We start from the raw sequence: 25,941 nt of genomic DNA, 5'->3' as shown, positions 1-25,941 counted from the left end.
GGGCCGAGCACTAGTATGCGCGCGCAAGCCGGAGCTGAAATCTTTACCCACCGCTGTCGAGTCTATTACGAGGACACCGACGCGGGCGGCATTGTCTACTACGTCAATTACCTCAAATTCATGGAGCGAGCTCGTACCGAGCGGTTGCGCAGTCTGGGATTCGCCCAGTCGCAGCTGGCCGGTGAGGACTTGCTGTTCGTCGTGCATTCGGTCGAAGCCCGCTACCGAGCACCGGCTCGCCTGGACGATGAATTGCTGGTGACGGCCGAGGTGGTTGAGGTGAATCGCGCCAGTCTGCGGTTTCGCCAGCAGGTCCGGCGTGCACTGGATGATGTTCTGCTTTGTGAGGGGCAGGTGCTGGTTGCCTGCGTGCGTGCCGAAAGTTTGAAACCCCGAGCCATTCCCGAAGCGCTGCGTGTCGCCTTCGCTGGCTCGGGTCTATCCCCTGCAGGAGAGTAAGCGTGGAAGCCAACGTCGATCACATGTCCATGTGGAGCCTGATCAGCAACGCCAGCTTCGTGGTGCAGCTGGTCATGCTGATTCTGGTGGCCGCTTCGGTCGCATCATGGATTCTGATTTTTCAGCGCGGCAGTATGCTGCGTGCCGCGAAGCGAGCACTCGATACCTTCGAAGAGCGCTTCTGGTCCGGTATCGACCTGTCCAAGCTCTATCGCCAGGCAGGCAACAACCCGGATCCGGATTCTGGCGTCGAGCAGATCTTTCGCGCCGGCTTCAAGGAATTTTCCCGTCTGCGTCAGCAGCAGGGTGTCGATCCCGATGCAGTAATGGATGGGGTCAATCGCGCCATGCGCGTGGCGATTTCCCGTGAAGAGGAAAAGCTCGAGCAGAGCTTGCCATTCCTGGCCACCGTTGGTTCCACCAGCCCTTACATCGGCCTGTTCGGTACCGTCTGGGGCATCATGAACTCCTTTCGCGGTCTAGCTCAGGTTCAGCAGGCAACTCTAGCGACTGTGGCGCCAGGCATCGCCGAAGCGCTCATCGCTACGGCGATCGGTTTGTTCGCCGCGATTCCTGCGGTGATCGCCTACAACCGTTTCGCCGCGCGGGGCGAGATGCTCATCGGTCGTTATTACACCTTTGCCGATGAGTTCCAGGCCATCCTCCACCGCAAAGTTCACACCACCGAAGACTGAGGCCCACGGCCATGGCCAGAATCCGCAACAGACGCAAGCCCGTCGCCGAGATGAACGTGGTGCCTTACATCGATGTGATGCTGGTGCTGCTGGTCATCTTCATGGTCACGGCGCCGATGCTCAACCAGGGCGTCAAGGTCGATCTGCCCAAGGTCAGCAGCGAAGCCTTGCCGCAGGATAACGACAAGCAGGTGCTGACCATCTCCATCAAGGCCGACAAGACCTACTACTGGAACGTGGGTAGTGAGGTGGACACCGAAAGCAAGGGCAATGACGCCGTCGCTTTGGCCGACATGACTCAGGCGGTCGTTGCCATCATGCGTCAGCGTCCGGATACCCAGGTGTTCATCCGTGGCGATCGCGCGGTTGATTATGGTTCGGTGATGGAGGCCATGGGCGGTCTGCAGGAAGCCGGCGTGGGTAATGTCGGTCTGATCACCGAGGCGCCTTGATGCAGCAGCGTGAGTCATCGCCTTCGCAGAGCTACTTCTGGCCGACCGTGCTGGCGGTCGCTCTGCACGTCATTATTTTCGGCATGCTGTTCGTCAGCTTTTCGATGACGCCCGAGCTGCCGCCGTCCAAGCCGATTGTGCAGGCCACCTTGTATCAGTTGAAATCGCAGAGCCAGGCGACTACCCAGACCAACCAGAAGATTGCCGGCGAAGCGAAGAAGACTGCTGCCAAGCAGTTCGAAAGCGAACAGATGGAACAGCGTAAGGTCGAGCAGCAGAAGCAGGCTGCTGCCGCCCGCGCTGCGGAACAAAAGAAGGCGGAAGAGGCTCGAAAGGCGGATGCAGCGAAAGCCGCAGCCGATAAAGCGGCTGCGGCGAAAAAGGCCGAGGAAGCCAAGAAGGTCGAACAGCAGAAGCAGGCTGACATCGCCAAGAAAAAGACTGCTGAAGAATTGGCCAAGAAGAAGGCAGCAGAGGAGGCCAAGAAGAAGGCTGCCGAAGAAGCCAAGCGCAAGGCGGCGGAAGAGGCCAAGAAGAAAGCTGCAGCCGAAGCTGCCAAGAAGAAAGCTGCTGAAGATGCCAAGAAGAAGGCAGCGGCAGAGGCCGCGCGCAAAGCGGCAGAAGACAAGAAGGCGCAGGCGCTTGCCGAGCTGCTCTCTGACACTACCGAGCGCCAGCAGGCACTGGCTGATACCCATGGTGATCAGGTTGCCGGCAACTTCGATGATCTGATCCGGCTGCGTGCAGCAGAAGGCTGGACCCGACCGCCGTCGGCGCGCAATAACATGACCGTGCAGCTCCAGGTAAACATGCTTCCGGATGGCACCATCACCAACGTCAGCGTCTCCAGATCGAGCGGAGATGTGCCATTCGACAATTCTGCGGTTGCCGCAGTAAAGAACATCGGTCGGCTGACGGAAATGCAGGGCCTGAGCCCGCAGGACTTCCAGCCTTACCGGTCCTTCAAAATGACATTTACGCCTGAGGATCTTGCGTTGTGATCAACTCCCTTCGAGGTCTATTTGTCCTGCTCTGCTGCCTGGCGGGAATGGCGGTGGCGCAGGAAAAAAACATCGTCGTCACCAGTGGTGCCGACCGTGCGATCCCGATCGCGGTCGTTCCATTCGGTTGGCAGGGCGGCACCGTACTGCCTGAGGACATGGCGGAAATCATCGGCAACGACCTGCGCAATTCCGGTATTTTCCAGCCCATTCCGCGGCAGAACATGATCAGCATGCCGACCCGCGGCAGCGAGATCATCTATCGCGACTGGAAGGCTCTGGGCGCCCAGTACGTGATGGTCGGCAATATCGAGCCGGCCGGTGGCCGCCTTCAGGTCCGTTACGAAGTGTTCAACGTAACGACCGAACAGCAGGTGATGACTGGAACCGTTGGTGGTTCCCCGGATCAGTTGCGCGACATGGCGCACCATGCGGCGGATCAGTCCTTCGAGAAACTCACCGGCATCAAGGGCGCGTTTTCCACGCGTCTGCTGTATGTGACGGTTGAGCGGCTGGGTGGCGCCAACACGCGCTACACGCTGCAGCGTTCGGATTATGACGGCGCTCGGGCGGTGACTCTGCTGCAATCGCGCGAGCCCATCCTCTCCCCGCGTTATTCACCGGACGGACGCCGGATTGCCTATGTGTCCTTCGAGCAGAAGCGTCCACGTATTTTCATTCAGCACATCGACACGGGTCGCCGCGAACAGGTCACCAACTTCGAAGGTTTGAACGGTGCGCCGGCATTCTCGCCAGATGGCAATCGCCTGGCGTTCGTACTGTCGAAAGATGGCAATCCGGAAATCTATGTGATGGACCTCGGCTCGCGGCAGTTGCAGCGCCTGACCAATCACTACGCGATCGATACCGAACCCTTCTGGGGTGCTGATGGTCAGACCATTTATTACACCTCTGACCGTGCTGGCAAGCCTCAGGTCTACAAGCAGCGGTTGGGCAGCAATTCAGCTGAGCGTGTGACGTTCGTTGGCAACTACAACGCCAACCCGAAGCTGTCGGCCGACGAGAAGACGCTGGTCATGATCCATCGCCAGGACGGTTACACAAACTTCAAAGTTGCTGCGCAGGATCTGCAGCGTGGCAATCTGCGAATACTCTCGGATACCAGTCTGGATGAATCGCCCACTGTTGCGCCTAATGGCACCATGCTAATCTACGCCACCCGCCAGCAGGGCCGGGGAGTCTTGATGCTCGTGTCCATCAATGGACGCGTTAGGCTCCCGCTTCCTACAGCTCAAGGCGAAGTCCGAGAGCCGTCCTGGTCCCCTTACCTGAACTGATGCGGTATCAACGCTTTTAACCAAAACACACCTGGGGTTGTTACAAATGGAAATGCTGAAATTCGGTAAGTTCACCGCTCTGGCTCTGGCCATGGCTGTTGCTGTCGGTTGTTCCTCCAAAGGCGGCGACGATTCGGGCGAAGGTTCGGGCGCGATCGATCCGAATGCTGGTTACGGTGCTGATTCCGGTTCCGTCGATAGCAGCATGAGCGAAGAAGCCGCTCTGCGCGCCATCACTACCTTCTACTTCGAGTACGACAGCTCCGACCTGAAGCCGGAAGCCATGCGCGCTCTGGACGTTCATGCCAAGGACCTGAAAGGCAACGGCGCTCGCGTCGTTCTGGAAGGCCACACCGACGAGCGTGGTACCCGTGAGTACAACATGGCTCTGGGCGAGCGTCGCTCCAAGGCCGTACAGCGTTACCTGGTACTGCAGGGCGTTTCCCCGGCTCAGCTGGAGCTGGTTTCCTACGGCGAAGAGCGTCCAGTTGCCATGGGTAACGACGAGCAGTCCTGGGCCCAGAACCGTCGCGTCGAACTGCGCAAGTAATTCGTCATGCGTAAGTACCGTCATGCTCTGACTCTTACAGTGCTCGCGCTGCCGCTGATGGCGGTGGCTCAAGTGCCGGTGGTGGATTACGAAGAAGGTGCCGCTAGTGGCAACTCGGGTTACTCCACCGCTGCGCCGAGCGGCGACGGTGCCTATGCCGGAGGTGGAGCCACCGCTCCATCTTCGGCACAGGGCATGCTCTTCATGCAGCTACAGCAGATGCAGGAAGAGATCGCGCAACTGCGCGGCATGCTTGAGGAACAACAGAATCAGATCCAGCGCCTGCAACAAGAGGGGCTGGAACGCTATCAGGACCTGGATCGCCGTCTGTCCAGCGGATCCGCGGCAGGCAATCAGCCTGCTCCGTCCAGTAATACGGCGGCGTCAGCTGGAAGTTCGGCATCCGCCCCCCGCCGCTGCCAGCCAGGGCCAGTCGCAAAGCACATCCGGCGATCCTGCAAAGGAAAAGCTCTATTACGACGCTGCTTTCGACCTGATCAAGGCGAAGGATTTCGACAAGGCCAGCCAGGCTTTCGCTGCATTCCTGCGCAAGTACCCTGACAGTCAGTACGCTGGCAACGCCCAGTACTGGCTTGGCGAGGTCAACCTGGCAAAGGGCGACCTGCAAGGGGCCGGTCAGGCGTTCGCTCGAGTGAGCCAGGCGTATCCGCAGCACAGCAAGGTGCCGGATTCGCTCTACAAGCTGGCAGATGTTGAGATCCGTCTGGGTAACCGGGACAAGGCGCAGGGCATTCTGCGTGAGGTCATTGCCCAGTATCCGAATACATCGGCTGCACAATTGGCTCAGCGTCAGCTCAATCGCTGAGGCACACTGGCGAGACCGAACGAAACCCGCCCATCGCGCGGGTTTTTTCGTTAGAATCGCCGCCCCTATTTCCCGCAACGGAGGCGGATGGCCTGTTTAGCCGTCACGCCCGTGGCTGATATGACCCTGCGAATTACCGAGATTTTCTACTCGCTGCAGGGGGAGACGCGGACCAGTGGATTGCCTACTGTGTTCGTTCGCCTGACCGGCTGTCCCCTGCGCTGTCAATATTGCGATACCGCCTACGCATTCAGCGGCGGAGAGTTGATGACGCTCGACGCGATCGTCGAGCGGGTTGCCTCCTACAATCCCCGTTACGTCTGCGTGACCGGGGGAGAGCCGCTGGCGCAGCCCAACTGCGTGCCTTTGCTGCAGCGATTGTGCGATGCGGGATATGAGGTTTCACTGGAGACCAGTGGGGCACTCGATATCTCCGTGGTGGATGAGCGTGTCAGTCGTGTAGTGGACCTGAAAACACCGGGTTCCGCCGAGGTCGCGCGTAACCGCTACGAGAACATCGCCTGCATAACGCGCAACGATCAGGTCAAGTTCGTCATCTGTTCCCGCGAGGATTATGACTGGGCTGTCAGCAAGCTGATCGAGTACGGGCTGGATCGACGTGCCGGAGAGGTGTTGTTCTCGCCGAGTCACGGCCAGGTCGATGTTCGTGCCCTCGCGGACTGGATCGTTGCCGACAATCTGCCGGTGCGCTTGCAGCTTCAGTTGCACAAGATTATCTGGAACGACGCGCCCGGCCACTGAGTCGCTGGCATTGGCGGCTCGTCCCTGGCTGGTCGTGCTCATCCGTTTTGAAGGTATCGCGAAATGAACGAGAAGAAAGCAGTCATCCTGCTGTCCGGCGGGCTTGATTCGGCTACGGTGGTCGCCATGGCCCGTGCTCAGGGCTACGCTTGCTACACCATGAGCTTTGACTACGGCCAGCGTCATCGCGCCGAACTGCAGGCGGCGGAACGTGTTGCCCAACAACTGGGTGTGGTCGAACATAAGGTGATCGGCCTGGACCTCAATGGCATCGGCGGCTCGGCATTGACCGACGACAGCATCAATGTGCCTGAGGTGCCTGGTGAGGGTATTCCGGTCACATACGTCCCGGCGCGCAATACGGTGTTTCTCTCGTTGGCCCTTGGCTGGGCTGAGGTGCTGGGTGCCCGTGACATCTTTATCGGCGTCAATGCGGTCGATTACTCGGGCTACCCGGATTGTCGACCGGAGTTCGTTGCGGCATTCGAGCGAATGGCCAATCTGGCCACCAAGGCAGGCGTAGAAGGGCTGGGGTTTCGCATCCAGGCACCACTGCAGGAGATGAGCAAGGCGCGGATCGTGCAGGAGGGGACTCGTCTGGGCGTGGACTATGCGGCGACGGTTTCCTGCTATCAGGCCGACACGGATGGGCGTGCCTGTGGCAAGTGCGACAGCTGTCGATTGCGTGCCGCCGGTTTTGCCGAAGCGGGGCTGGCTGACCCCACTCGCTATTTCTGAGCGGCCTGCGCCAGTACTGGAGGGGTGCCGTCAAACGAAGGCGATCGCGAACTTTTTCAAAAAAAAGTTTGTTTTCATCAATCAAATCAGTATCATGCGCCCCGCATTGGGTCGTTAGCTCAGTTGGTAGAGCAGTTGGCTTTTAACCAATTGGTCGTAGGTTCGAATCCTACACGACCCACCATATCGCTCCCGAGAGAGCACCAGAAGCCGGAGACCTGTCAGGGTTATCCGGCTTTTTTAATGGCCGCGATTTTGCGTTGCTGCAGGCTGCTACGTTCGGTCATAAGAAGCGTTTTTCTCTACGACCTTAGTAGGTGGCTCAAGCGTTTTTAAACGTAATAGACTGCGGCCCCTTCCGATTACCGTTGGTTCGAGGCTCAAATGTATTCTGATCGTATCCGCTTGTCCTCTCTGCAGAACAAGGTCATGAGTGCCCACGAGGCAGCTGCCCTTATTCGCGACGGCATGACCGTTGGCATGAGCGGCTTCACCCGTGCGGGCGAAGCCAAGGCCGTGCCCCTCGCGCTGATCGACCGTGCCAAGGACGAGAAGCTGCAGATCAGCCTGGTCACTGGCGCCAGCCTGGGTAACGATCTCGATGGCAAGATGGCTTCCGCGGGTCTACTGGCCCGTCGCATGCCGTTCCAGGCCGATCCGGTACTGCGCAAGGCGATTAACGCCGGTGAGGTCATGTTCATCGACCAGCACCTGTCGCATACCGTCGAGCAGATGCGCAATCATCAGATCAAGCGTCCCGACGTCACCATCATCGAAGCGTTGTGCATCACCGAGCAGGGCCACATCGTACCGACCACTTCAGTAGGCAACTCGGCCAACCTGGCCATGTTCGCCGACCAGGTGATCATCGAGCTGAACCTGGCACACAACCTGAACCTGGAAGGTCTGCACGACATCTACTTCCCGGGTGAGCGCCCGAACCGCGGCCCGATCCCGCTGACCAAGGTCGATGATCGTCTCGGCGCGACTTCGATCCCGGTCGATCCGGCCAAGATTGCCGCCATCGTCATCACCAATCAGCCGGATTCCTACTCCACGGTCACTCCGCCGGACGAAGAAACCCAGGCCATCGCCAACCATCTGGTCGAGTTCTTCAAGAGCGAGGTCGAAGCCGGCCGTATGGCGAAGAACCTCGGCCCGATGCAGGTCGGTATCGGCAACATCGCCAACGCAGTGATGTGCGGTCTGATCGATTCGCCGTTCGAAGACCTGGTGATGTACTCCGAAGTACTGCAGGACTGCACCTTCGAGCTGATCGATGCGGGCAAGATGACCTTTGCTTCCGGTTGCTCCATCACCCTGTCCGAGCGTTGCAATGATCGCGTGTTCGGCAACCTGGAGAAGTACAAGGACAAGCTGATCCTGCGTCCTCAGGAAATCTCCAACCATCCTGAGCTTGTGCGCCGTCTTGGCATCATCGGTATCAACACCGCGCTCGAGTTCGACATCTATGGCAACGTCAACTCCACTCACGTGGGCGGCACCAAGATGATGAACGGCATCGGCGGTTCGGGCGATTTCGCGCGTAACGCTCACATGGCCATCTTCGTGACCAAGTCGATCGCCAAGGGTGGCAACATCTCCAGCGTCGTGCCGATGGTTGCTCACGTTGACCACACCGAGCATGACGTCGAGATTCTGGTTACCGAGCAAGGCCTGGCTGACCTGCGTGGCCTCGCTCCGCGCGAGCGCGCCCGCGCCATCATCGACAACTGCGTGCACCCTTCCTACCGCGATGCGCTGAACCAGTACTTCGACGACGCCTGCAAGAAGGGCGGCCAGACGCCGCACCTGCTGGGCGAAGCGATGCAGTGGCACATCAACCTGGAGGAACGTGGACACATGCTCAAGGGCGAGTGATCCAGAAGAAAAGAACCGCCGGCTGATGCCGGCGGTTTTCGTTTGACAGGGCGCAATGCCCGGCTTTTCACGCTTTTTTACCGTGCTTTCCCTTTTATAGAGGCTTCGGCTAGTATTCCTGCCCCGTTGAAAGGCAGGAGGCGTGTCTGAATCCTGCGCGCCTCGTCTCTACCGACAAGCCCGAATTCCCGGCCTGGGCCGTTATACTCGGCGCTTCGTGCAATCCCGTGCTGGCAGGACCCGTCCATGACGCAGATACCCGAACGCATTCTCGTGCAGGCTCACCTGGCAGCTAAGCAGCCCAAGCCGCTTACGCCTGAGCAGGAAGCGCAGTTGCGCAGTGAGATAGCTGTTGAGTTGAAGCGCCAGAATGCAGTGCTGGTGGCGCATTACTACACCGATCCGGTGATCCAGGCGTTGGCCGAGGAAACCGGTGGTTGCGTTTCCGACTCCCTGGAAATGGCGCGCTTCGGCAACGAGCATCCGGCCCAGACCGTGCTGGTAGCCGGCGTCAAGTTCATGGGCGAGACGGCGAAGATCCTCAATCCTGAGAAGCGCGTGCTCATGCCCACGCTCGAGGCGACCTGTTCCCTCGATCTGGGCTGCCCTGTCGAAGAGTTTTCGGCCTTCTGCGATCAGCATCCGGAGCGCACCGTGGTCGTCTATGCCAACACTTCGGCGGCAGTAAAGGCACGGGCTGACTGGGTGGTGACATCCAGTTGTGCGCTGGAAATCGTCGAAAGCCTGATGGATAACGGCGAAAAGATCATCTGGGCGCCGGACAAGCATCTGGGCAACTACGTACAGCGCGAGACCGGTGCCGACATCCTGCTCTGGGATGGCGCATGTATCGTCCACGAAGAGTTCAAGGCCAAGCAATTGGCTGACATGAAGGCTCTTTACCCGGATGCCGCGATTCTGGTGCATCCGGAGTCCCCGCAGGCGGTGGTCGAACTCGCCGATGCTGTAGGTTCGACCAGTCAGCTGATCAAGGCTGCGCAGACCTTGCCGCAGCAGACGCTGATCGTTGCGACGGATCGGGGCATCTTTTACAAGATGCAGCAGTTGTGCCCTGAAAAAACGTTCATCGAAGCGCCGACTGCCGGCCAGGGTGCAGCCTGCCGAAGCTGTGCGCATTGCCCCTGGATGGCGATGAACACGCTGGAGCGGACCCTGGAATGCCTGCGCGCTGGCAGCAATGAAATCTTCGTCGATCCGGCGATCATTCCGCGTGCGGTCAAGCCCCTCAAGCGGATGCTCGATTTCACCCAGGCCGCGCGGCTGAAACAGGCCGGCAACGCCTGAGCCTTTTCATCGGCGCTGAACGTTCAGCGCCGTTTTCAACTCAGCGCAGCATTTCCTCGACCATTCGCTTTTCTTCGATCAGCTGTTTCTGGCGCGCGTCGATCCGTGATGCGATCTGGAAGTTGCTGGCACGACGCTTGGCGAGGTCGAGTTGCTCGATGCCCTGGTCATAGTCGCCTACCAGGGCGAAGTACTCCGCGCGTGCTTGATGCAGGCCAACGATGTTGCCGCTGAGCCCGCGCACTTCGGCGACCTGATACCAGATATCGGGATCCTGGCGGCGCTGCTCCACCAGTTTGTCCAGCTCGCGCTCGGCTTGCTGTGTCTCGCCCTTCTCCATCAGAAGGTCAATGTGCATCTGGCGCACCGGGTAGTTGCCCGGATATAGCTGCAGCAACCGCTGTAAACGGGTCTGCGCCTGTTGCAGGCGGTTGGCGGTGATGTCGAGTTCGATCTGCGCGAGGTTGTAGGTGATGTCGTCCGGTGCCTTGGTTAGCAGCGGGGCAAGGCTGCTGTTCGCTTCGTCGAGTTGCCCAGCTTTGACTTGCGCGAGCGCAAGGCCATAGCGTGCGGCATCCATCTCTGGATTTTCGCTGAGCATCGCGCGGAATCGCTTGGCCTCGACGCCCGGCGTTCTTTCGAACTTCAATTGCGTTCGAGCACGCATCAGCTGGTAGCGCAGGCTGTCCTGTGCTCCACCCTGTGGATACTGTTCCGCTCGGTTTGTGGTATCGGCGATGCGTGATTCACTGACCGGGTGCGTCAGCAGGAATTCCGGTGGCTTCTGATCGTAACGATACTGGCGCATGAGGCGACCGAACATTGAGGGCATCGCACGCGGGTCGTAACCGGCCCGCTCGAGGTTGACGATGCCGATGCGGTCGGCCTCCTGTTCGTTCTGCCGGGAAAAGCGGCGCTGGGCCTGGATGGCAGCGGCCTGGGTAGACACGATGGCGGCGATGCCGGCATCACCTGCGCCGGCTGCGGCTGCGACGACGCCGGCCAGCATGGCGGCCATCAGAGGCAGTTGCATGCGCTGTTGCGCTTCCAGTCCGCGGGCGAAATGGCGCTGGGAAAGGTGCGCCAGTTCGTGAGCCATCACCGAGGCATATTCGGCTTCGGTCTGGGCATAGATGAACAGGCCACCGTTGACACCAATGATCCCGCCTGGAGCTGCGAAGGCATTCAGCTGCGGGCTGTCCAGCAGGACGAATTCAAGGCGACGATCCTGCAGCTGACTGGTTTCTGCCAGGCGATAGACACTGCTTTCTACATAGTCCTTGAGCTGTGGGTCCGAGAGCTGGCTTACCTGCCCGCGCAGCAGGCTGAGCCATGCCCGGCCGAGCTGGTGCTCCTGTTCAGGTGAAACGATGGAGGAGCTGGCATCGCCGAGCGAAGGCAGGTCGTTGGCCAATGCTGGCAGTGCAGTCAGGCAGGCGAGCGTGAGCAGGGCGGGGCGCAGCAATTTCATCCAGACAGGCTCGTTGAGTTGAGAGCGACTACTGTAGCCTTGACCTTGGCCGGCTGGCCAGAGGCCCGCTGTGCTAGGTATGCTGCGAGGCTTTTCTGTGGAGGCGAACCATGACCGAAGCGCGACCGCAATCGCTTGAATGCGATGCCGAACTGGATGCTGTTGGGCTCGACTGTCCGATGCCTCTGCTCAAGGCCAAGCTGGAGCTGAACCGAATGTCCAGCGGTGCAGTGCTCAAGGTCATTGCCAGCGATCCGGGTTCGCAAAGGGACTTCCGCAGCTTCGCCAAACTGGCCGGTCATGCATTGCTGCATGAAGAGGTCGAAGGTGGTCTTTATCGCTACTGGCTGCGCAAGGCCTGACGATTCGCTTCGAGGAATGAAATGCTCAAGGTACTACGCGGCTGGATGCAGCGTTACTTCTCCCATGAGGAGGCAGTGGTTCTTGCAGTCTTATTGTTTCTGGCTTTCGCCGCCGTCCTGATTTTTGGTCGGATGCTGGCGCCGGTACTGGCGGGATTGGTGCTGGCGTTCCTGATGCAGGGGTTGGTGGGCGCGCTGGAACGGCTGCGAGTGCCGCATCTGCTCGCGGTGTGGCTGGTATTTCTGATGTTCATCGGTGTGATGGTGGTCTGCACGCTGTTCATCGTGCCCTTGCTCTGGCAGCAGGTTCTGACCCTGTTCAACGAGCTGCCGCGCATGCTGGTCGAGTGGCAGTCGTTGCTGCTATTGCTGCCGGAGCGCTACCCGCAGCTGGTGACCGAGGAGCAGGTGCTGCGCGGCATCGACTTTATTCGAAGCGAAATCGGCCGTTATGGCCAATTGGTGCTGACATCGTCGCTGTCCAGCCTGCCGCTGCTGATCGGACTGATGATCTATCTGGTCCTGGTGCCGATCCTGGTGTTCTTTTTCCTCAAGGACCGGCAGCAGATCAGCGACTGGATCAAGAGCTATCTGCCGCGCGAGCGCGGGCTGATCACTCAGGTCTCGCAGGAAATGAATCTGCAGATCGCCAACTATATCCGTGGCAAGGCGATCGAGATCCTGATCTGTGCCGTGGTGTCGTATGCAGTCTTCGCCGCGCTGGGGCTTAACTATGCCGCGCTGATGGCGATGCTGGTCGGCGTCTCGGTCGTGGTGCCCTATATCGGCGCGACGGTCGTGACCATTCCGATCGCGCTGATCGGAATATTCCAGTGGGGGCTGGGCGACCAGTTCTTCTACCTGATGGTGGCTTACGCGATCATCCAGACGCTGGATGGCAACGTGCTGGTACCCCTGCTGTTCTCCGAGGCGGTGAATCTGCACCCGGTGGCGATCATCTGCGCGGTACTGCTGTTTGGAGGGTTGTGGGGCTTCTGGGGCGTGTTCTTTGCCATTCCGTTGGCGACCTTGTTCAAGGCCGTTCTCAATGCGTGGCCAGGCGAGCCTAAGGCGGGTTTGGTCGAAGTGGCTGAATGACGCGGGAGGGGCTGGCGCTGTGGCCAGCCTTTTTCATTCGGCGTTCAGTGCTTGCGCGGCTTGAAGGACCGCCTCTACGTGGCCCGGCACCTTGACCGTACGCCACTCCTGTCGCAACACGCCGTTGCGGTCGATGAGAAAGGTGCTGCGATCCACGCCGAGGTATTCCTTGCCGTAGAGCTTTTTCAGTTTGATCACGTCGAACAGCTGGCAGAGCTGCTCTTCTTTGTCACTGATCAGCTCGAACGGGAAGCCCTGCTTGGCGCGAAAGTTCTCATGGGTCTTCAGGCTGTCACGGGAAACGCCGAATACCAGGGTGTTCGCCGCCATAAAAGCCTGGTGGTGATCGCGAAAGCCCTGGCCTTCGGTTGTACAGCCGGGTGTGTTGTCCTTCGGGTAGAAGTACAGCACGACCTGCTTGCCGGCCAGCGACTCGAGTTCGATCAGCTGACCACTGGTGGCCTGAGCCTGAAAGGGCGGGACGGGGCGGTCGATTTCAACGGCCATTGTGGGCTCCTGGTTACTGATCTCAAGGGTTCTGCGGACGCCAGGGCTCGATCAGTGCGTCGAGGTTCAGTGCGTCGGCGAAATCGAGGAACTGGTCGCGCAGCCAGCTGATCTGCGTACCCGCCGGGAGCGTGACGGTCAGTGTGGCGTTGAGCATGGTTCCGCCGGTCTGTGGGGCCTGGTAGGTGTCGCAGGTCAGGCTTTCCAGTTCGACGCGATGGTCGATGAAGAACTGGCACAGCTCATTGAGGATGTCGGGACGAAAGGCGGCGCTCACATAAGCGACGTAGGGCAGTGCCTGCGGGCGGTTTTCCAGCGCCTCGCTGCGCACCACGTTGGCGGTGAAGGCGTGCTTCTTCGCAAGCCCCGGCAGGGTCGTTTCCATCCGGGCCAATGCGTCCCAGCTGCCAGTGACTTCCAGAACCAGTGCACTGCATTCGCCGTGGCGGGTCAGCCGCGTGCTGACAACCGCGCAGCGATTCTCGTTGGCGGCCCGGCAGAGCATGTTGGTCAGCTCCATCGGGTTGGCGCCGAGCGCGCTGATGACGAGAAATTGTTCGCGGGGTAGAGGGGGGGTGGACATGCAGCATTCCTGGCGGTGGTGAATCGGTCGGCCAGCCAAGCCGAAAACGGCTAAGGGTAGCGAAAACCGAGGGCAGAGGGAATGTGCACTGCCAAATGGCCCCCGTGGCGAGGGCTCGGCGCCTGGTCCCCATCGGCTTTGTGCAGCGTGCTTCAGGCTACTCGCAAAGCGCTGGGGAGCCTTGTACCATTACGCCTCTTTTTATTATTCCGGCAGGAGTGGTTGCATGATTGCGGGCAGTATGGTGGCGCTGGTCACGCCCATGGATGCGCAGGGCGGTCTGGACTGGGACAGCCTGAGCAAACTGGTGGACTTCCACTTGCAGGAAGGCACCAATGCAATCGTTGCTGTCGGGACTACCGGTGAGTCGGCCACGCTTAGCGTCGCCGAGCACATCGAAGTGATCCGGCGCGTCGTGGACCAGGTCAATGGCCGGATTCCGGTCATCGCCGGTACGGGCGCCAACTCCACCAGCGAAGCCGTCGAGCTGACCGAGAACGCCAAGTCCGCAGGCGCCGATGCCTGCCTGCTGGTGACCCCGTACTACAACAAACCGACCCAGGAAGGCCTCTACCTGCACTTCAAACACATCGCCGAGGCCGTGGCGATTCCGCAGATTCTCTACAACGTGCCCGGTCGTACCGTTTGCGACATGCTGCCGGATACCGTCGAGCGGTTGTCCAAGATATCCAACATCATCGGGATCAAGGAGGCCACGGGCGACCTCAAGCGCGGCCAGGAAGTGCTGGATCGCGTCAGCAAGGATTTCCTCGTGTACTCCGGTGATGACCCCACTGCCGTCGAGCTGATGCTGATGGGCGGCAAGGGCAATATCTCCGTGACCGCAAACGTGGCGCCACGCGCCATGAGTGATATCTGCGCCGCTGCGATGGCCGGTGATGCCACAACTGCTCGGGCAATCAACGAGCGTTTGATGCCGCTGCATCGCGCTCTGTTTCTGGAAGCCAACCCGATCCCAGTCAAGTGGGCACTGCACGAGATGGGCCTGATGGGTAATGGCATCCGTCTGCCGCTGACCTGGCTGAGTCAGAGCTTCCAGGAAGCGCTACGCCAGGCAATGCGCCAAACCGGCGTACTGGCTTAATAACAAAGGAATACGCATGAAGCGACTGGCCGGACTTTCGACCCTTGCCCTGATGATCTCTGCAACCAGTGGCTGCGGCTGGCTGTGGGGCGATGATGGATATTTCCGTGACCGCGGTAGTGATTACCTCTCGGCGCGTCAGACCGCACCGATGCAGGTTGCAGTCGATGGCGAGACCCGCCCGCTCGACCCGCTGCTGCCGATTCCGCAGCAGGTTGCTGACAGCACTGGCGTTCCTGGCAAGTATGAAGTGCCGCGCCCTCAGCGTTTGCAGGTGGCGGCAGAGCTCAGTGATTTCAGTGTGCAGTCGTCCGAGGAGTCTCGCTGGCTTGTGGCGCAGTACACACCGTCACAGGTCTGGACCGCCGCGCGGCAGTTCTTCACCGACAACGGCTTCAGCATTGCTGAAGAGCGCCGCCAGACCGGCGAGTTCACCACGGCCTGGCAAGGCGCCGCGGGGCTGAACGACGCGTTGGTACGCAATCTGGGCATTCAGGATGGCGAAACGCGGGTACGTGTTCGCGTCGAGCCGGGTGTACAGCGCAATACCAGCGAGATCTTCGTGGTCAGCGTCAAGCGTCCAGCCGGCAGCACCGCCGACGTGGCCTGGCCGGAGATTTCCAGCAACAAGGAACTCGATCGGGTACTGCTCGACGAGTTGCAAGCCAGCCTTACCCAGAGCGCCAAGCAAGGCGGCTCGGTATCGTTGCTGGCAGAGCGTGATTTCGATGCGCCGAGTCGGGTGAATCTGACTGAGGACGGTAGCGGCAATCCTCTGCTGCAGCTGGATAGCGATTTCGATCGCGCCTGGTCCAGTATCGGTCGAGCCCTTCAGGCGGCGGACGTACGCGTTGACGATCTGGACCGCAGCCTCGGCGTGTATTACGTGAATCTGAGTGAGCGTGCCGACGATCCGGATGACAAGCCCGGCTTCTTCAGCCGTCTGTTCGGTGGTGCACCGGACAAGGAAGAGATCGAGGCGCGGGCTGAGCGCTATCAGGTACGTCTGACTCGTGTCGGCAATGGCGTTCAGGTCTCGCTCGACAAGAGCGTCGACACCGTCGCACCGGCCGATGTCGCACGCCGGGTGCTCAGTCTGCTCAAGGACAACCTGGGCTAAGCGAGAGCTGCCCTTGCAACACGACACGGATAGGCGAAACCCTCGGTTTCGCCTGTTTCGTTTCTGCCGACCTGCCAACCGCGGAAGTTTCGTATGACCACTCCCACCGCCCTCAGCCTGAAGAAGATCTATTCGGGCAAGGTTCGTGATCTCTACGAGATCGACGACAAACGCATGCTCATGGTCGCCACCGATCGTCTATCGGCGTTCGACGTGATTCTCGCCGAACCGATTCCGGAGAAAGGCAAGATACTCACCGCGATCTCCAACTTCTGGTTCGACAAGCTCAACGGCCTGATCCCCAACCACTTCACCGGTGACAAGGTCGAAGACGTTGTGCCGGCAGCCGAGTTGCCGCTGGTAGAAGGCCGTGCCGTGGTCGCCAAGCGTCTAAAGCCGGTAGCAGTGGAGGCGATTGTGCGTGGCTATATCGTCGGCTCCGGCTGGAAGGAATACCAAAAGAGCGGCACGGTTTGCGGCATCCAGCTCCCGGTTGGTTTGAAAGAAGCTGCCAAGCTGCCGCAGCCGATCTTCACACCTTCGACCAAGGCGGCAGTGGGCGATCACGACGAGAACATCTCGTTCGAGCAGTGCGAGGCTATCATCGGCAAGGAGCTTGCTGCCCAGGTGCGCGACGTGTCCATCGCGCTCTATAGCGCGGCAGTCGAGTACGCTGCCACGCGCGGCATCATCATCGCCGACACCAAGTTCGAGTTCGGGCTCGACGACGACGGCACGCTGACACTGATGGACGAAGTGCTCACTCCTGACTCGAGCCGCTTCTGGCCAGCCGATAGCTACGAGGAAGGTAAGAACCCGCCGAGCTTCGACAAGCAGTTCGTCCGTGACTGGCTCGAATCGACCGGCTGGAACAAGCAGCCGCCGGCTCCGGCTGTTCCGGCCGACGTTGCGCAGCGAACTGCCGACAAGTACCGCGAGGCGCTGACCCGCCTGACGGTCTGACTGAACTGCATGACCAGGCTCGCCCTGCGTCCGCTCATGGTGGGACGCAAGAGACTGAAAACGGTAAAAAATCTATGCAGTTGGGGTTCGACAAACCTGCTCCAGCTGCTATGATGCGCGCCGCTGGAGAGATGCCGGAGTGGCCGAACGGGACGGATTCGAAATCCGTTGTACCCTCGCGGGTACCTAGGGTTCAAATCCCTATCTCTCCGCCATTACATATAGCCTAAGCCCCTGAACTCGACAGAGTCCGGGGGTTTTTGCTTTTTGTGCCCTCGGTATGCGGCGGCCGGGTTTGTCTGATGATGGCTACGCTTCAACGGCAGGTGCAGTCTGCTGCATGGCCATCACAGTGTTGTGCGAAGCGAGGGGAGGGTGATGTCGCAGCTACGGCGGGGCTTTATCCTGACCCGGCACTGGCGGGATGCGCCGGAGGGTACGGAGGTCAGTTTCTGGCTGGCCACCGACGCTGGCGCGCAGCAGCTACGTGTCCCGCATCAAGATTCCGTCGCTTTCATCCCCGAAGAGCAGCGTCCTCTTGCTGAAGCGCTGCTACGTCGCGAGCGCGATGTGAAATTGCGACCGCTGGCCTTGTGCGACTTCCGCCATCGGCCAGTGATGGGGTTGTACAGCCGTTCGTACCGTCGCTTGCTGGATTGCGCGCGGTTGCTGCGTGAGGCCGGGGTGGACGTCTATGAGTCCGATATCCGTCCGCCCGAGCGCTACCTGATGGAGCGTTTCATCACCGCGCCGGTGTCCTTTTCGGAGGTGTCGGGCGGTGACGGTGCGTCGATCGATGCGCAGCTCAAACCGGCGCCTGACTATCGCCCGACGCTCAAGCTGGTTTCGCTGGATATCGAAACCACCTCCAGTGGCGATCTCTATTCCATTGCGCTGGAGGGCTGTAGCCAGCGCCAGGTCTACATGCTCGGACCGGAAAACGGGCAGGGCACGACCGTCGATTTTTCTCTGCAGTATTGCGATAGCCGACGCGAGTTGCTCGAGCGGCTGAACGACTGGTTTGCCGAGCATGACCCGGATGCGATCATCGGCTGGAATCTGGTGCAGTTCGATCTGCGCGTGCTGCGCGATCATTCGCAGCGCCTGCAAGTGCCGTTGCGTCTGGGGCGCGGTGGTGCGGAGATGGAGTGGCGCGAGCACGGCGGTCGCGGCAATCATTATTTCGCCGCGGCCGCCGGGCGCCTGATCATCGATGGCATCGAGGCGCTTCGCTCGGCTACGTGGAGCTTCCCCTCCTTTAGCTTGGAGAACGTCGCCCAGACCCTTCTGGGTGAAGGCAAGGCCATTGACAATCCCTACCAGCGCATGGCGGAAATCGATCGCATGTTCGCCGAGGACAAACCGGCTCTGGCGCGCTACAACCTCAAGGATTGCGAGCTGGTAACACGCATCTTCGCCCGCACGGAACTGCTGACCTTCCTTCTCGAGCGCGCCACGGTGACCGGACTGGCTGCGGATCGCAGTGGCGGTTCGGTCGCGGCCTTCGAGCATCTGTACCTGCCGCTGATGCATCGCCAGGGCTTCGTCGCGCCGAATCTTGGAGAGCGGCAGCCGGAGGCCAGCCCGGGTGGCTTCGTGATGAATTCGCAGCCGGGGCTTTACGAATCAGTACTGGTGCTCGATTACAAGAGTCTCTATCCGTCGATCATACGAACCTTTCTCATCGACCCGGTGGGGTTGATCGACGGACTGCGCCAGCCGGATGACGAACAATCGATTCCCGGCTTCCGCGGTGCGCGCTTCTCGCGGACTAGGCACTGTCTGCCGGCAATCGTGGAGCGCGTCTGGGAGGGGCGCGAAACGGCGAAACGCGAGCACAACAAGCCGTTGTCGCAGGCGCTGAAAATCATCATGAATGCCTTCTACGGCGTGCTCGGTTCCAGTGGCTGCCGTTTCTTCGATACGCGCCTGGCCTCGTCCATCACCCTGCGCGGTCACGAGATCATGCGGCGCACACGGGAGCTGATCGAGGCGCAGGGGCATGCCGTCATCTATGGCGATACCGATTCCACGTTCGTCTGGCTGCGCAAAGCGCATTCGGATGACGAGGCCGCCCTGATCGGCCGTCAGCTGGTACAGGACATCAATGATTGGTGGCGAGTGTATCTGCAGTCCGAGTACGGGCTGGGTAGTGCGCTGGAGCTGCAATACGAAACCCATTTCCGGCGCTTTTTGATGCCGACCATTCGTGGTGCGGAGGAGGGCAGCAAGAAACGTTATGCCGGACTGATCACCCGGCCCGATGGCAGCGACGGTATGGTCTTCAAGGGGCTGGAAACCGTGCGTACCGACTGGTCGCCATTGGCCCAGCGCTTTCAGCAGGAGCTCTACCAGCGCATCTTCCACCGCCAGCCGCATGGGGAGTATGTGCGCGACTACGTACGGCGCACGCTGGCCGGTGAGCTGGATGAGCTGCTGATCTATCGCAAGCGCTTGCGCCGCAGGCTCGATGACTACCAGCGCAATGTGCCACCCCATGTGCGTGCGGCGCGTTTGGCGGATGACTACAACGACCGTCAGGGGCGGCCTCGGCAGTATCAGAACGGTGGCTGGATCAGCTACCTGATGACGGTCGCCGGGCCCGAGCCGCTGGAAACACGGTCATCGGCTGTCGACTACGACCACTATGTAACGCGGCAACTGCAGCCCGTGGCGGATGCGATTCTGCCCTTCGTGGGCGATGACTTCGCGTCGCTCGTCGACGGGCAGCTCGGCTTGTTCTGAGCTCACCGGCTCGCGGCATCTATCTGGTGCCGGGCCGGTCATATGTCGAGCAACATTCACTGGAGTGCCGACATGTATCTGATTCAGTTGCTGCTACCGCTTTACGACAACGATCAGCAGGCGCTGCCGAAGTCGTCTTTCCGTGCTGTGCGTGATGAGCTCATCGAGCGTTTCGGTGGCCTGACCACCTATTCGCGAGCCCCGGCGAGTGGCTATTGGTTGGAAGAGGGCGACAGCGCGGTTCATGACGAGTCGGTGGTCTACGAAGTCATGGCCAATGATCTGGACAGGGGCTGGTGGGCAGATTATCGCGCCGAGCTGGAGCGCCGGTTTCGGCAGGAGAGCCTGGTGGTCCGGGCACACGCTCTGACGCTGCTGTAGGCGCTGCCGCGAAGAGCGATGGCCGGCAGACCCGGCCATCATCGTTGGTTACTTGCGAACCCAGTTGCCGTTGAGCTGAATGATCTGGCCCGAGGGCGTCTTCTCGATGGCTTTCTTGCCGGCGATGGCTTCCACGTCGCTGACGCTGATGCCGTTTTGCTTGGCGACGCGGTGGTACTCGGCTCGGCGCGCCTGATTGATCTGGCTTGCGATGTCCTCGGCGTTCTGGCTGGACCGCACCACGCCGAGATAGCCGTCGGGCTTCTCGCCAAGCAAGCCGCTGGCCTTGGCGTCACCCAGGGCGGACATGGCTTCGTTGAGTGTCATGGCTGCCGCTGGCAGAGCGATCATGAGTGCCAACAGCAGGCTTGCCAATTTCAGATAGATTTTCATCGTCGTCCTCAGAACAGTCCGCTGTCTTCGTTAATGATCGAGTCGAGCTGCTTGTCCACCCGGATGTAAATCTCATGCTCGATCTTTACGTTCAGGTTGATGTTGATCGGCTCGTTCGGTACGGCCAGTTCCACCCGCGGCGTACAGGCGCTGGCGAGCACGGCCAGCAGCAGAATGGTCAGCGATTGGTGCAACCGCATGGCGGTCTCTCCTGTGTCGGCTAGCGGCTGCAGAGCCTCATTGAAGGCGTTGAAGATGTTCCTGCACCCGTCGTTGAATTGTTTCGCTTACCCGGTCGCTCAGTTGCAAGCTGGTCAGCAGCGCCGGAATGTCCTCTTCCAGATTGATCGAAAAATTGATCGGGCGGCCTCCTTCCAGGGCTGGGTTGCGGCCGTTCAGGCGCAGCGCGAGGTTCAGTTTGCCGCTCTCATCATAGCGGACGTCACTGCTCAGCCGATCATAATGAAAATCGTGCAGGGCTTCGGTGACGATCTTCATGGCCGGGTTCGACTGGCCAAGGGCTTCTATCTTCGGCGAACGAAAGCGCAGTACACCGCCGGGTGCGCGTGCGGCCAGCTCGCCCTGGTCGACGCTGAACCCGAGTGCGCTGCGGCGAATGTCGAAGCTGCCATCAATCAGGCCGCTGCCATCGAGCCCTTCGGTAGGGTAGGCGGCGAGCATGTCGCTCAGTTGCAGTCCTTGCAGCTTGGCGCTTAATTGTTGCTGCGGTGCAGCCAGGTCGAGCGTGGCGGGGGCGAGCCAGAACCTGCCGCCGAAGATTTGGGTTTCCGCGGTTGCCCAGCGCAGCTGGCCTTGCACTGGATGATCGAGACCGGTGCGGTAGTTTCCGCGCAGCAGCAGCGGGCCAAAAGTGAATCCGGGGTTGAGCTGAGCGAGGCGCAGCTCGGTTATATCCATCTCCAGGCGGTTGCGCTCGAGGCTTGCAGCGATTCTTGCGTCGAGCCCGGATATCTCGGCGCGGTCGATGATGCCGGCCAGTCCGCGGGCCTCCAGCGTGAGCCTGGCGGATGGCGGTGTGCTGCCAGCTGGCACAGAAAGCGTGCCATCAGCCAGCAGGCGCCCGCTGTTCAGTTCGAGCATCTCCGGCCAGGCTGTGAAGCTGCGGGCAAGCGGGTTGCCGGCGCGCAGAAAGATCTCCTGTAGCTTGCCGCTTGCCTGTAGTGGGCCGTTCCAGCGCTTGTTCAGGTTTGCTGCCAGTGTCAGCCCGACATCGTTGCTCAATGGGCCGGTCGCTGCGAGTTTTGTGGCATCAGCTTCCAGCTGCCCGCTCCAGCGCCAGCCCTGGGAGATCAGTCGCGGGTGATCCAGTCGGCTGACGCGCAGGTCCAGAGGCCCCTGTACGCGCCAGCTAGGCGGCTCTGAGTTGCGGCGGCCGAGATGCAGGCTGAGCGGTTGGGAGAGCAGGGCCTGCAGTTGGCGGGCAGTGAGTTCTCCGCTGGTCAGGTCGGTGAGGGTGGCCCGTGAGCTTTTATGCAGCTGTACATCGATCTGCTCGAGGCTCGCACGACCGGAGAAGTCCAGCGTGGCCTCCAGACCTCCTAGCGAAAGTGCATCCAGCTTCAGCTTGCTACTGCGCAGTTGCAGTTGCGCCTGCTCGATCTGCAGTACATATGGCGGTGCGGTATTCAGTCGCACCCGTGCCTGCAGGGTCGCCGGTGTGGCGCCTTGGGCGTCCAGCTTGACCTGTAGCGGCAGTTCGTCTTGATCGGTTTCGGCATCCAAGGGCTCGATCTGGATATTCAGCCGCTCAGGTCGCAGATTCTCGGGGAGGTCGGCGACGAGCGCCGGTTCGGGGCGTAGCTGGACATTGGCTTTCAGCTCGGTAGGCAGCCACAGGCCATCCTGTCCATTAGCCGTGAGGTCGATATCGCCTTGCAGCTCGCCAAGCCCGATGATCGGCCACGGCGCCGGCAAGTGGCCGGAGAGACGCAGATCCCCGCCGGCACGGCGCCATTCGAGCGTGCCGTCTGTCGAGCGAGGCACGCTAAGCGCCCAACCTGCGCCAAGCCGCATGTCAGCTGGCATGTCTGGCAGCGGGGTGGGTTCGTAGCCGGTCCAATCGCTTAGCCAGCTCAACAGCCAGGGCGCTTCCGGCAAGCTGCCCATGGCAAGGGTGCCATCGGATCGCAGGGTGTTGCCGAGGAGGTTGAGCCGGTTACTGCCTTCCAGGCGCGACTGCTCGTCGATCAGCAGTCTGGCTTCGATCAGGCTGTGCATGGGGTCTGGTCCCTGTGCACTGACGATCAGCGAAACACGGTGTTCGTTGCGGCGCAGGTCCAGCCGGGCATCGACAGGCAGCAGTGTTTCGCCGGCGTGTTCCAGCCACAGGCTACCCCGTTCGTCGCAACGACCCTTCGCGCAGGGGAGGTCCATCCTCAGATCAGCTATGGTCATTCGCTGCGGCAGCCATGCCCCCCAGCGTGCATATTGCTCGGCGTCGCGCGGAGGCGAGCTCTCGTTCCCGGCACGGGGTAGCGAGAGTAGGGTCGTGCTGAGGCGATCTATTTGAAGCGATTGTGGTGGAAATGGCTGAAAAAGGCTGGGAACTTGCAGCGCAATATTTTCAGCCCGGACGGTCAGGTTGAGGCCGTTCTCGGTCAGCTGTGCATAGTCAAGCTGGCGGATCGATATGCTTCTGGAAGAGACACGCAGCCCCTGCCAGTCGAGTTCGACGATGCCTTGTTCGCGCTTGAATGCTGTCCATTGATACCAGGCGAAACCGCCGGCAAGTAGCAGCAGTAGCAGCAGGCCAGCCAGCAGCCAGCGCAGTATTCTCGACGGTTTCGTCATTTCCAGTTCCAGAATGCGAGGCGTACAGCATAGCCGCAGAACAAGCGTAGCTACCGTGCTCCGGCAAGGTGCGCAGGTCGACAACAGCTTTGTCTGAAAGTTCGCTCTTGTGCCGCTGCAACCCTTGTGGCAAGCCGCTTTGCGTCAGGTGCGCTGAACTTGTGCACATTTGCGCAGCATGCCTGTCAAGGCCTTATGACAAACTGTCGCAAATCGCCTGAGCTCATAGATCGTTAATAACCAATTGAAAAATAAGCACTTTTTTCATTGGCGAAAAAAACGTCAGTTTAAGCGCAGCCCCCATGAGACGTGGCATTCATAGATTTGTCTTCTGTTTGTCCACTGACTTATCCACAGCTTCTGTGGATTAATTTTTGGTGTGATCCGGATCTAATTTTTTCGCTTTTGACAAGACTTTAACTCTCGGAAAAAAGGAGTAGAGTGCGCGACCTTATTCATCCAGCCCCCAGATGTGCATGAGAACGCGTACAGCCCCCTCCGCCTCCTTCGCCACTACCGCCCCTACGGCACGGTTGCCGCTGCGCATGGCGCTGTGGTTGCTCGATAGCCAGCACCTGGGCAGAAATCAGGGTGTCAAGCGGATTGCGGGGCGCCTGCTCAAGCAGCCGGCGCGTGAGGGCGTGGTGGAAGCGCAGAGTCGTCTGGGGCGTCTGCTGTGCTGCGAGTGCGATGGTCAGCGCGACCGCCGTATCGGTTTCGAGCTGCTGCGTCAGGCGGCCCGTGCAGGCGACTGCCAGGCACAGCTGGAGCTGGGGCGCCTTTATTGCCAGCCCGACCACAGCGAACCTGCCAAGGCGCGCCTGTGGCTCGAGCAAGCCGCCGCACAGGGTTCCCAGGAGGCTGCGAGCTTCCTTCAGCGGATCAAGGGCTGACGGCACCCGCCTGACCACCCACCTGCGGCTCGCTATACTGCCCGGCACTTTTGCCGGAGCCCTTCATGTCCTTTGATCCTCTTCATCTATTGATCGGTCTGGCGCTCGGCCTGGCTGCCTTGGCTGGGCTGAGCCTTTATCTGCAGCGCCGCCTGTCCGCCAGCGAGTCCGAACAGGCGTTGCTCGATGAGCGGCTCCGACAGGCCACCTTGGCGCAGGAGGGGCTGACGGCGCAGCTGGAGAGCTGTCGGATCGAGCTGACTGAGTTGAGTGGCATAAAATCAGCGCAGCAGGCCGAGCTGGCTGCGCTGCGCCGCGAGGCCGAACTGTTGCGCACGCAGCGTGACGGCCATGATGAAACCATTGCCGACCTGCAAGCCGAGCGCGACGCCCAGCAAGGTGAACTGCGCCGGTTGAGTGCGACCCATGCCGCGCTCGAAGCCGAACTGCGCGAACAGCACAACGCCCATCAGCAAAGGCTGGCAGACCTGCAGGCAGCGCGTGACGACCTGCGGGCACAGTTCGCCGAGCTGGCCGGCAAGATCTTCGACGAGCGTGAGCAGCGTTTCAGCGAGTCCAGCCATGAGCGCCTGGGGCAGCTGCTCGAACCGCTGAAGGAACGCATCCAGTCGTTCGAGAAGCGAGTCGAGGAGAGCTACCAGAACGAAGCGCGCGAGCGCTTCTCCCTGGCTCGCGAGCTGGAGCGCCTGCAGCAGCTGAACCAACGCCTTGGTGATGAAGCGACCAACCTGACCCGTGCGCTGCAAGGGCAGAAGACGCAGGGCAACTGGGGCGAGCTGGTGCTGGAAAAGGTGCTGGAGCACGCCGGGTTGGAGAAGGGCCGCGAGTACCATACGCAGGTCAGCCTGAAGAGCCCGGACGGTGAGCGTTTTCAGCCGGATGTGCTGATCCATCTGCCCGGGGACAAGCAGGTCGTGGTTGATGCCAAAGTCAGTCTGACCGCCTATCAGGCGCTGACCTGCGCCGAGGATGAAGGCAGCCGGGCGCTGGCGCTCAAGCAGCATGTGCAATCGCTGCGCAGCCACCTCAAGGGGCTCTCGCTGAAGGACTACCAGCGCCTCGATGGTTTGCAGAGCCTCGACTTCGTGCTGCTGTTCGTGCCGATCGAGGCGGCTTTCGCGGCCGCGCTGCAGGCAGATCCCGATCTGTTCCAAGAAGCCTATGGGCGGCACATCGTGATCGTCAGTCCGACGACCTTGCTCGCCACCCTGCGGGTCATCGACAGCCTCTGGCGGCAGGAACGGCAAAGCCAGAACGCCCGGGAGATCGCCGAGAAAGCCGGCGGGCTTTACGACAAGTTCGTCGCCTTCATCCAGGATCTCGATGAGATCGGCAGCCGCTTGCAGCAGGTGGATCGTGCTTACCTGGCGGCGCGCAACAAGCTTAGCGATGGTCGCGGCAACCTTGTTGGTCGAGCCGAGCAATTGAAGTCGCTCGGTGCACGGGCCAGCAAGCGCTTGCCGGGCGACTGGCTGGAGCGTGCCGGTGCCGAGGAACTCAGCGAGGCGGGCGACTAGATCA

The 25,941-nt window shown here is 60.7% G+C and carries 25 protein-coding genes, 2 tRNA genes and 1 pseudogene; 22 read left to right on the top strand and 6 right to left on the bottom strand.

The genetic code is table 11. The annotated features are described in order from the left end of the window. The first annotated feature begins 15 nt into the window (after window positions 1-15). From ybgC to nadA, 12 genes and pseudogenes are all read left to right on the top strand, one after another. Complete coding sequence (ybgC, locus tag F753_RS42340; protein WP_023446262.1) at window positions 16-459, top strand: tol-pal system-associated acyl-CoA thioesterase; 444 nt, start codon at window positions 16-18, stop codon at window positions 457-459. A 2-nt stretch (window positions 460-461) separates the two neighbouring features. After that, window positions 462-1,154 carry a protein TolQ gene (gene tolQ, locus F753_RS42335; protein WP_023446261.1) on the top strand — a complete coding sequence of 231 codons (693 nt, stop codon included), beginning with the start codon at window positions 462-464 and terminating at the stop codon, window positions 1,152-1,154. Window positions 1,155-1,165: 11 nt separating this feature from the next. Continuing rightward, the gene (gene tolR / locus F753_RS42330) at window positions 1,166-1,606 is read left to right on the top strand and encodes a protein TolR (protein ID WP_023446260.1); all 441 of its coding nucleotides are present in this window, start codon (window positions 1,166-1,168) and stop codon (window positions 1,604-1,606) included. Further along, the gene (tolA, locus tag F753_RS42325) at window positions 1,606-2,607 is read left to right on the top strand and encodes a cell envelope integrity protein TolA (RefSeq protein ID WP_023446259.1); all 1,002 of its coding nucleotides are present in this window, start codon (window positions 1,606-1,608) and stop codon (window positions 2,605-2,607) included. Before tolR ends, tolA begins: the two co-directional genes overlap by 1 nt. Continuing rightward, window positions 2,604-3,905 carry a Tol-Pal system beta propeller repeat protein TolB gene (gene tolB, locus F753_RS42320; protein ID WP_031298106.1) on the top strand — a complete coding sequence of 434 codons (1,302 nt, stop codon included), beginning with the start codon at window positions 2,604-2,606 and terminating at the stop codon, window positions 3,903-3,905. The genes tolA and tolB overlap by 4 nt, the downstream gene beginning before the upstream one ends. A 46-nt stretch (window positions 3,906-3,951) precedes the next feature. Further along, window positions 3,952-4,455 carry a peptidoglycan-associated lipoprotein Pal gene (pal, locus tag F753_RS42315; RefSeq protein WP_003280313.1) on the top strand — a complete coding sequence of 168 codons (504 nt, stop codon included), beginning with the start codon at window positions 3,952-3,954 and terminating at the stop codon, window positions 4,453-4,455. Between the two features lie 6 nt (window positions 4,456-4,461). Continuing rightward, window positions 4,462-5,281: pseudogene (gene ybgF / locus F753_RS42310) on the top strand (tol-pal system protein YbgF). 120 nt (window positions 5,282-5,401) lie between these two features. Further along, on the top strand, window positions 5,402-6,043 hold the full coding sequence (gene queE / locus F753_RS42305; protein ID WP_023446256.1) for a 7-carboxy-7-deazaguanine synthase QueE: 642 nt from the start codon (window positions 5,402-5,404) through the stop codon (window positions 6,041-6,043). 63 nt (window positions 6,044-6,106) lie between these two features. Then, window positions 6,107-6,781 (top strand): 7-cyano-7-deazaguanine synthase QueC, encoded by a 675-nt coding sequence (queC, locus tag F753_RS42300; protein ID WP_023446255.1) that lies wholly within the window; start codon window positions 6,107-6,109, stop codon window positions 6,779-6,781. A gap of 108 nt (window positions 6,782-6,889) precedes the next feature. Further along, window positions 6,890-6,965, top strand: a tRNA-Lys gene (locus tag F753_RS42295). A 200-nt stretch (window positions 6,966-7,165) separates the two neighbouring features. Next, window positions 7,166-8,662, top strand: coding sequence for a succinyl-CoA:acetate CoA-transferase ScpC (gene scpC / locus F753_RS42290; RefSeq protein WP_023446254.1), 1,497 nt, complete (start codon window positions 7,166-7,168; stop codon window positions 8,660-8,662). 246 nt (window positions 8,663-8,908) lie between these two features. After that, window positions 8,909-9,967 (top strand): quinolinate synthase NadA, encoded by a 1,059-nt coding sequence (gene nadA / locus F753_RS42285; RefSeq protein ID WP_023446253.1) that lies wholly within the window; start codon window positions 8,909-8,911, stop codon window positions 9,965-9,967. A 40-nt stretch (window positions 9,968-10,007) separates the two neighbouring features. Here the strand turns inward: nadA and F753_RS42280 are convergent, their stop codons facing one another. Further along, window positions 10,008-11,438, bottom strand: a complete 1,431-nt coding sequence (locus tag F753_RS42280) for a M48 family metalloprotease (RefSeq protein ID WP_023446252.1) — start codon at window positions 11,436-11,438, stop codon at window positions 10,008-10,010. Window positions 11,439-11,548: 110 nt separating this feature from the next. On the opposite strand from F753_RS42280, the gene F753_RS42275 reads away from it, so the two are divergent. Continuing rightward, window positions 11,549-11,800, top strand: coding sequence for a sulfurtransferase TusA family protein (locus tag F753_RS42275; RefSeq protein WP_014821027.1), 252 nt, complete (start codon window positions 11,549-11,551; stop codon window positions 11,798-11,800). A 21-nt stretch (window positions 11,801-11,821) separates the two neighbouring features. Then, window positions 11,822-12,898 carry an AI-2E family transporter gene (locus tag F753_RS42270; protein ID WP_014821026.1) on the top strand — a complete coding sequence of 359 codons (1,077 nt, stop codon included), beginning with the start codon at window positions 11,822-11,824 and terminating at the stop codon, window positions 12,896-12,898. Between the two features lie 33 nt (window positions 12,899-12,931). Here F753_RS42270 and F753_RS42265 read toward each other — a convergent pair whose 3' ends face one another. Then, entirely contained in the window at window positions 12,932-13,405 is a 474-nt protein-coding gene (locus tag F753_RS42265) for a peroxiredoxin (RefSeq protein WP_014821025.1), read from the bottom strand. Window positions 13,406-13,427: 22 nt separating this feature from the next. Beyond that, the gene (locus F753_RS42260) at window positions 13,428-13,988 is read right to left on the bottom strand and encodes a glycine cleavage system transcriptional repressor (RefSeq protein ID WP_023446251.1); all 561 of its coding nucleotides are present in this window, start codon (window positions 13,986-13,988) and stop codon (window positions 13,428-13,430) included. A 226-nt stretch (window positions 13,989-14,214) separates the two neighbouring features. On the opposite strand from F753_RS42260, the gene dapA reads away from it, so the two are divergent. The 6 genes from dapA to F753_RS42230 all read left to right on the top strand — a co-directional run bounded on the left by dapA (window position 14,215) and on the right by F753_RS42230 (window position 20,302). Beyond that, window positions 14,215-15,093: a 4-hydroxy-tetrahydrodipicolinate synthase gene (gene dapA, locus F753_RS42255; protein ID WP_023446250.1), complete on the top strand. Its 879-nt coding sequence runs from the start codon at window positions 14,215-14,217 to the stop codon at window positions 15,091-15,093. A 16-nt stretch (window positions 15,094-15,109) separates the two neighbouring features. Beyond that, window positions 15,110-16,213, top strand: a complete 1,104-nt coding sequence (gene bamC, locus F753_RS42250; protein WP_023446249.1) for an outer membrane protein assembly factor BamC — start codon at window positions 15,110-15,112, stop codon at window positions 16,211-16,213. Window positions 16,214-16,306: 93 nt separating this feature from the next. Further along, window positions 16,307-17,176 (top strand): phosphoribosylaminoimidazolesuccinocarboxamide synthase, encoded by an 870-nt coding sequence (locus tag F753_RS42245; RefSeq protein ID WP_023446248.1) that lies wholly within the window; start codon window positions 16,307-16,309, stop codon window positions 17,174-17,176. A 125-nt stretch (window positions 17,177-17,301) separates the two neighbouring features. Further along, window positions 17,302-17,391, top strand: a tRNA-Ser gene (locus F753_RS42240). A gap of 163 nt (window positions 17,392-17,554) precedes the next feature. Then, the gene (locus tag F753_RS42235) at window positions 17,555-19,921 is read left to right on the top strand and encodes a DNA polymerase II (protein WP_023446247.1); all 2,367 of its coding nucleotides are present in this window, start codon (window positions 17,555-17,557) and stop codon (window positions 19,919-19,921) included. 72 nt (window positions 19,922-19,993) lie between these two features. Continuing rightward, window positions 19,994-20,302: a hypothetical protein gene (locus tag F753_RS42230; RefSeq protein ID WP_023446246.1), complete on the top strand. Its 309-nt coding sequence runs from the start codon at window positions 19,994-19,996 to the stop codon at window positions 20,300-20,302. 48 nt (window positions 20,303-20,350) lie between these two features. Here F753_RS42230 and F753_RS42225 read toward each other — a convergent pair whose 3' ends face one another. Genes F753_RS42225 through F753_RS42215 form a run of 3 tightly spaced genes read right to left on the bottom strand, consistent with a single transcriptional unit; the run spans window position 20,351 to window position 23,506 of the window. Beyond that, on the bottom strand, window positions 20,351-20,695 hold the full coding sequence (locus F753_RS42225) for a YdbL family probable chaperone protein (protein ID WP_023446245.1): 345 nt from the start codon (window positions 20,693-20,695) through the stop codon (window positions 20,351-20,353). An 8-nt stretch (window positions 20,696-20,703) separates the two neighbouring features. Beyond that, a complete protein-coding gene (locus F753_RS42220) occupies window positions 20,704-20,895 on the bottom strand; it encodes a YnbE family lipoprotein (RefSeq protein ID WP_023446244.1) in 192 nt (63 codons plus the stop codon). Between the two features lie 37 nt (window positions 20,896-20,932). After that, window positions 20,933-23,506: an intermembrane phospholipid transport YdbH family protein gene (locus F753_RS42215; RefSeq protein ID WP_023446243.1), complete on the bottom strand. Its 2,574-nt coding sequence runs from the start codon at window positions 23,504-23,506 to the stop codon at window positions 20,933-20,935. A 545-nt stretch (window positions 23,507-24,051) separates the two neighbouring features. On the opposite strand from F753_RS42215, the gene F753_RS42210 reads away from it, so the two are divergent. Both F753_RS42210 and F753_RS42205 read left to right on the top strand, forming a co-directional pair. Beyond that, complete coding sequence (locus F753_RS42210) at window positions 24,052-24,399, top strand: tetratricopeptide repeat protein (protein ID WP_014821012.1); 348 nt, start codon at window positions 24,052-24,054, stop codon at window positions 24,397-24,399. Window positions 24,400-24,464: 65 nt separating this feature from the next. Next, entirely contained in the window at window positions 24,465-25,937 is a 1,473-nt protein-coding gene (locus F753_RS42205; RefSeq protein ID WP_023446241.1) for a DNA recombination protein RmuC, read from the top strand. The last annotated feature ends 4 nt before the right edge of the window (window positions 25,938-25,941 follow it).

It is taken from the genome of Stutzerimonas chloritidismutans AW-1 (assembly GCF_000495915.1).
GTDB lineage: Bacteria > Pseudomonadota > Gammaproteobacteria > Pseudomonadales > Pseudomonadaceae > Stutzerimonas > Stutzerimonas chloritidismutans.
Note: the sequence above shows the minus strand (reverse complement) of the source record. Positions and strands in the feature narration are given on the sequence as shown.

Bases quoted from the DNA above. Each gene is read 5' to 3' on its own strand.
- F753_RS42265 (WP_014821025.1), bottom strand. From the start codon at position 13,405: ATGGCCGTTGAAATCGACCGCCCCGTCCCGCCCTTTCAGGCTCAGGCC.
- F753_RS42220 (WP_023446244.1), bottom strand. From the start codon at position 20,895: ATGCGGTTGCACCAATCGCTGACCATTCTGCTGCTGGCCGTGCTCGCC.
- ybgC (WP_023446262.1), top strand. From the start codon at position 16: ATGCGCGCGCAAGCCGGAGCTGAAATCTTTACCCACCGCTGTCGAGTC.
- dapA (WP_023446250.1), top strand. From the start codon at position 14,215: ATGATTGCGGGCAGTATGGTGGCGCTGGTCACGCCCATGGATGCGCAG.
- queC (WP_023446255.1), top strand. From the start codon at position 6,107: ATGAACGAGAAGAAAGCAGTCATCCTGCTGTCCGGCGGGCTTGATTCG.
- bamC (WP_023446249.1), top strand. From the start codon at position 15,110: ATGAAGCGACTGGCCGGACTTTCGACCCTTGCCCTGATGATCTCTGCA.
- F753_RS42245 (WP_023446248.1), top strand. From the start codon at position 16,307: ATGACCACTCCCACCGCCCTCAGCCTGAAGAAGATCTATTCGGGCAAG.
- queE (WP_023446256.1), top strand. From the start codon at position 5,402: ATGACCCTGCGAATTACCGAGATTTTCTACTCGCTGCAGGGGGAGACG.
- F753_RS42270 (WP_014821026.1), top strand. From the start codon at position 11,822: ATGCTCAAGGTACTACGCGGCTGGATGCAGCGTTACTTCTCCCATGAG.
- F753_RS42215 (WP_023446243.1), bottom strand. From the start codon at position 23,506: ATGACGAAACCGTCGAGAATACTGCGCTGGCTGCTGGCTGGCCTGCTG.
- F753_RS42280 (WP_023446252.1), bottom strand. From the start codon at position 11,438: ATGAAATTGCTGCGCCCCGCCCTGCTCACGCTCGCCTGCCTGACTGCA.
- nadA (WP_023446253.1), top strand. From the start codon at position 8,909: ATGACGCAGATACCCGAACGCATTCTCGTGCAGGCTCACCTGGCAGCT.
- F753_RS42225 (WP_023446245.1), bottom strand. From the start codon at position 20,695: ATGAAAATCTATCTGAAATTGGCAAGCCTGCTGTTGGCACTCATGATC.
- F753_RS42230 (WP_023446246.1), top strand. From the start codon at position 19,994: ATGTATCTGATTCAGTTGCTGCTACCGCTTTACGACAACGATCAGCAG.
- F753_RS42260 (WP_023446251.1), bottom strand. From the start codon at position 13,988: ATGTCCACCCCCCCTCTACCCCGCGAACAATTTCTCGTCATCAGCGCG.
- tolA (WP_023446259.1), top strand. From the start codon at position 1,606: ATGCAGCAGCGTGAGTCATCGCCTTCGCAGAGCTACTTCTGGCCGACC.
- scpC (WP_023446254.1), top strand. From the start codon at position 7,166: ATGTATTCTGATCGTATCCGCTTGTCCTCTCTGCAGAACAAGGTCATG.
- F753_RS42210 (WP_014821012.1), top strand. From the start codon at position 24,052: ATGGCGCTGTGGTTGCTCGATAGCCAGCACCTGGGCAGAAATCAGGGT.
- F753_RS42235 (WP_023446247.1), top strand. From the start codon at position 17,555: ATGTCGCAGCTACGGCGGGGCTTTATCCTGACCCGGCACTGGCGGGAT.
- F753_RS42275 (WP_014821027.1), top strand. From the start codon at position 11,549: ATGACCGAAGCGCGACCGCAATCGCTTGAATGCGATGCCGAACTGGAT.
- pal (WP_003280313.1), top strand. From the start codon at position 3,952: ATGGAAATGCTGAAATTCGGTAAGTTCACCGCTCTGGCTCTGGCCATG.
- F753_RS42205 (WP_023446241.1), top strand. From the start codon at position 24,465: ATGTCCTTTGATCCTCTTCATCTATTGATCGGTCTGGCGCTCGGCCTG.
- tolR (WP_023446260.1), top strand. From the start codon at position 1,166: ATGGCCAGAATCCGCAACAGACGCAAGCCCGTCGCCGAGATGAACGTG.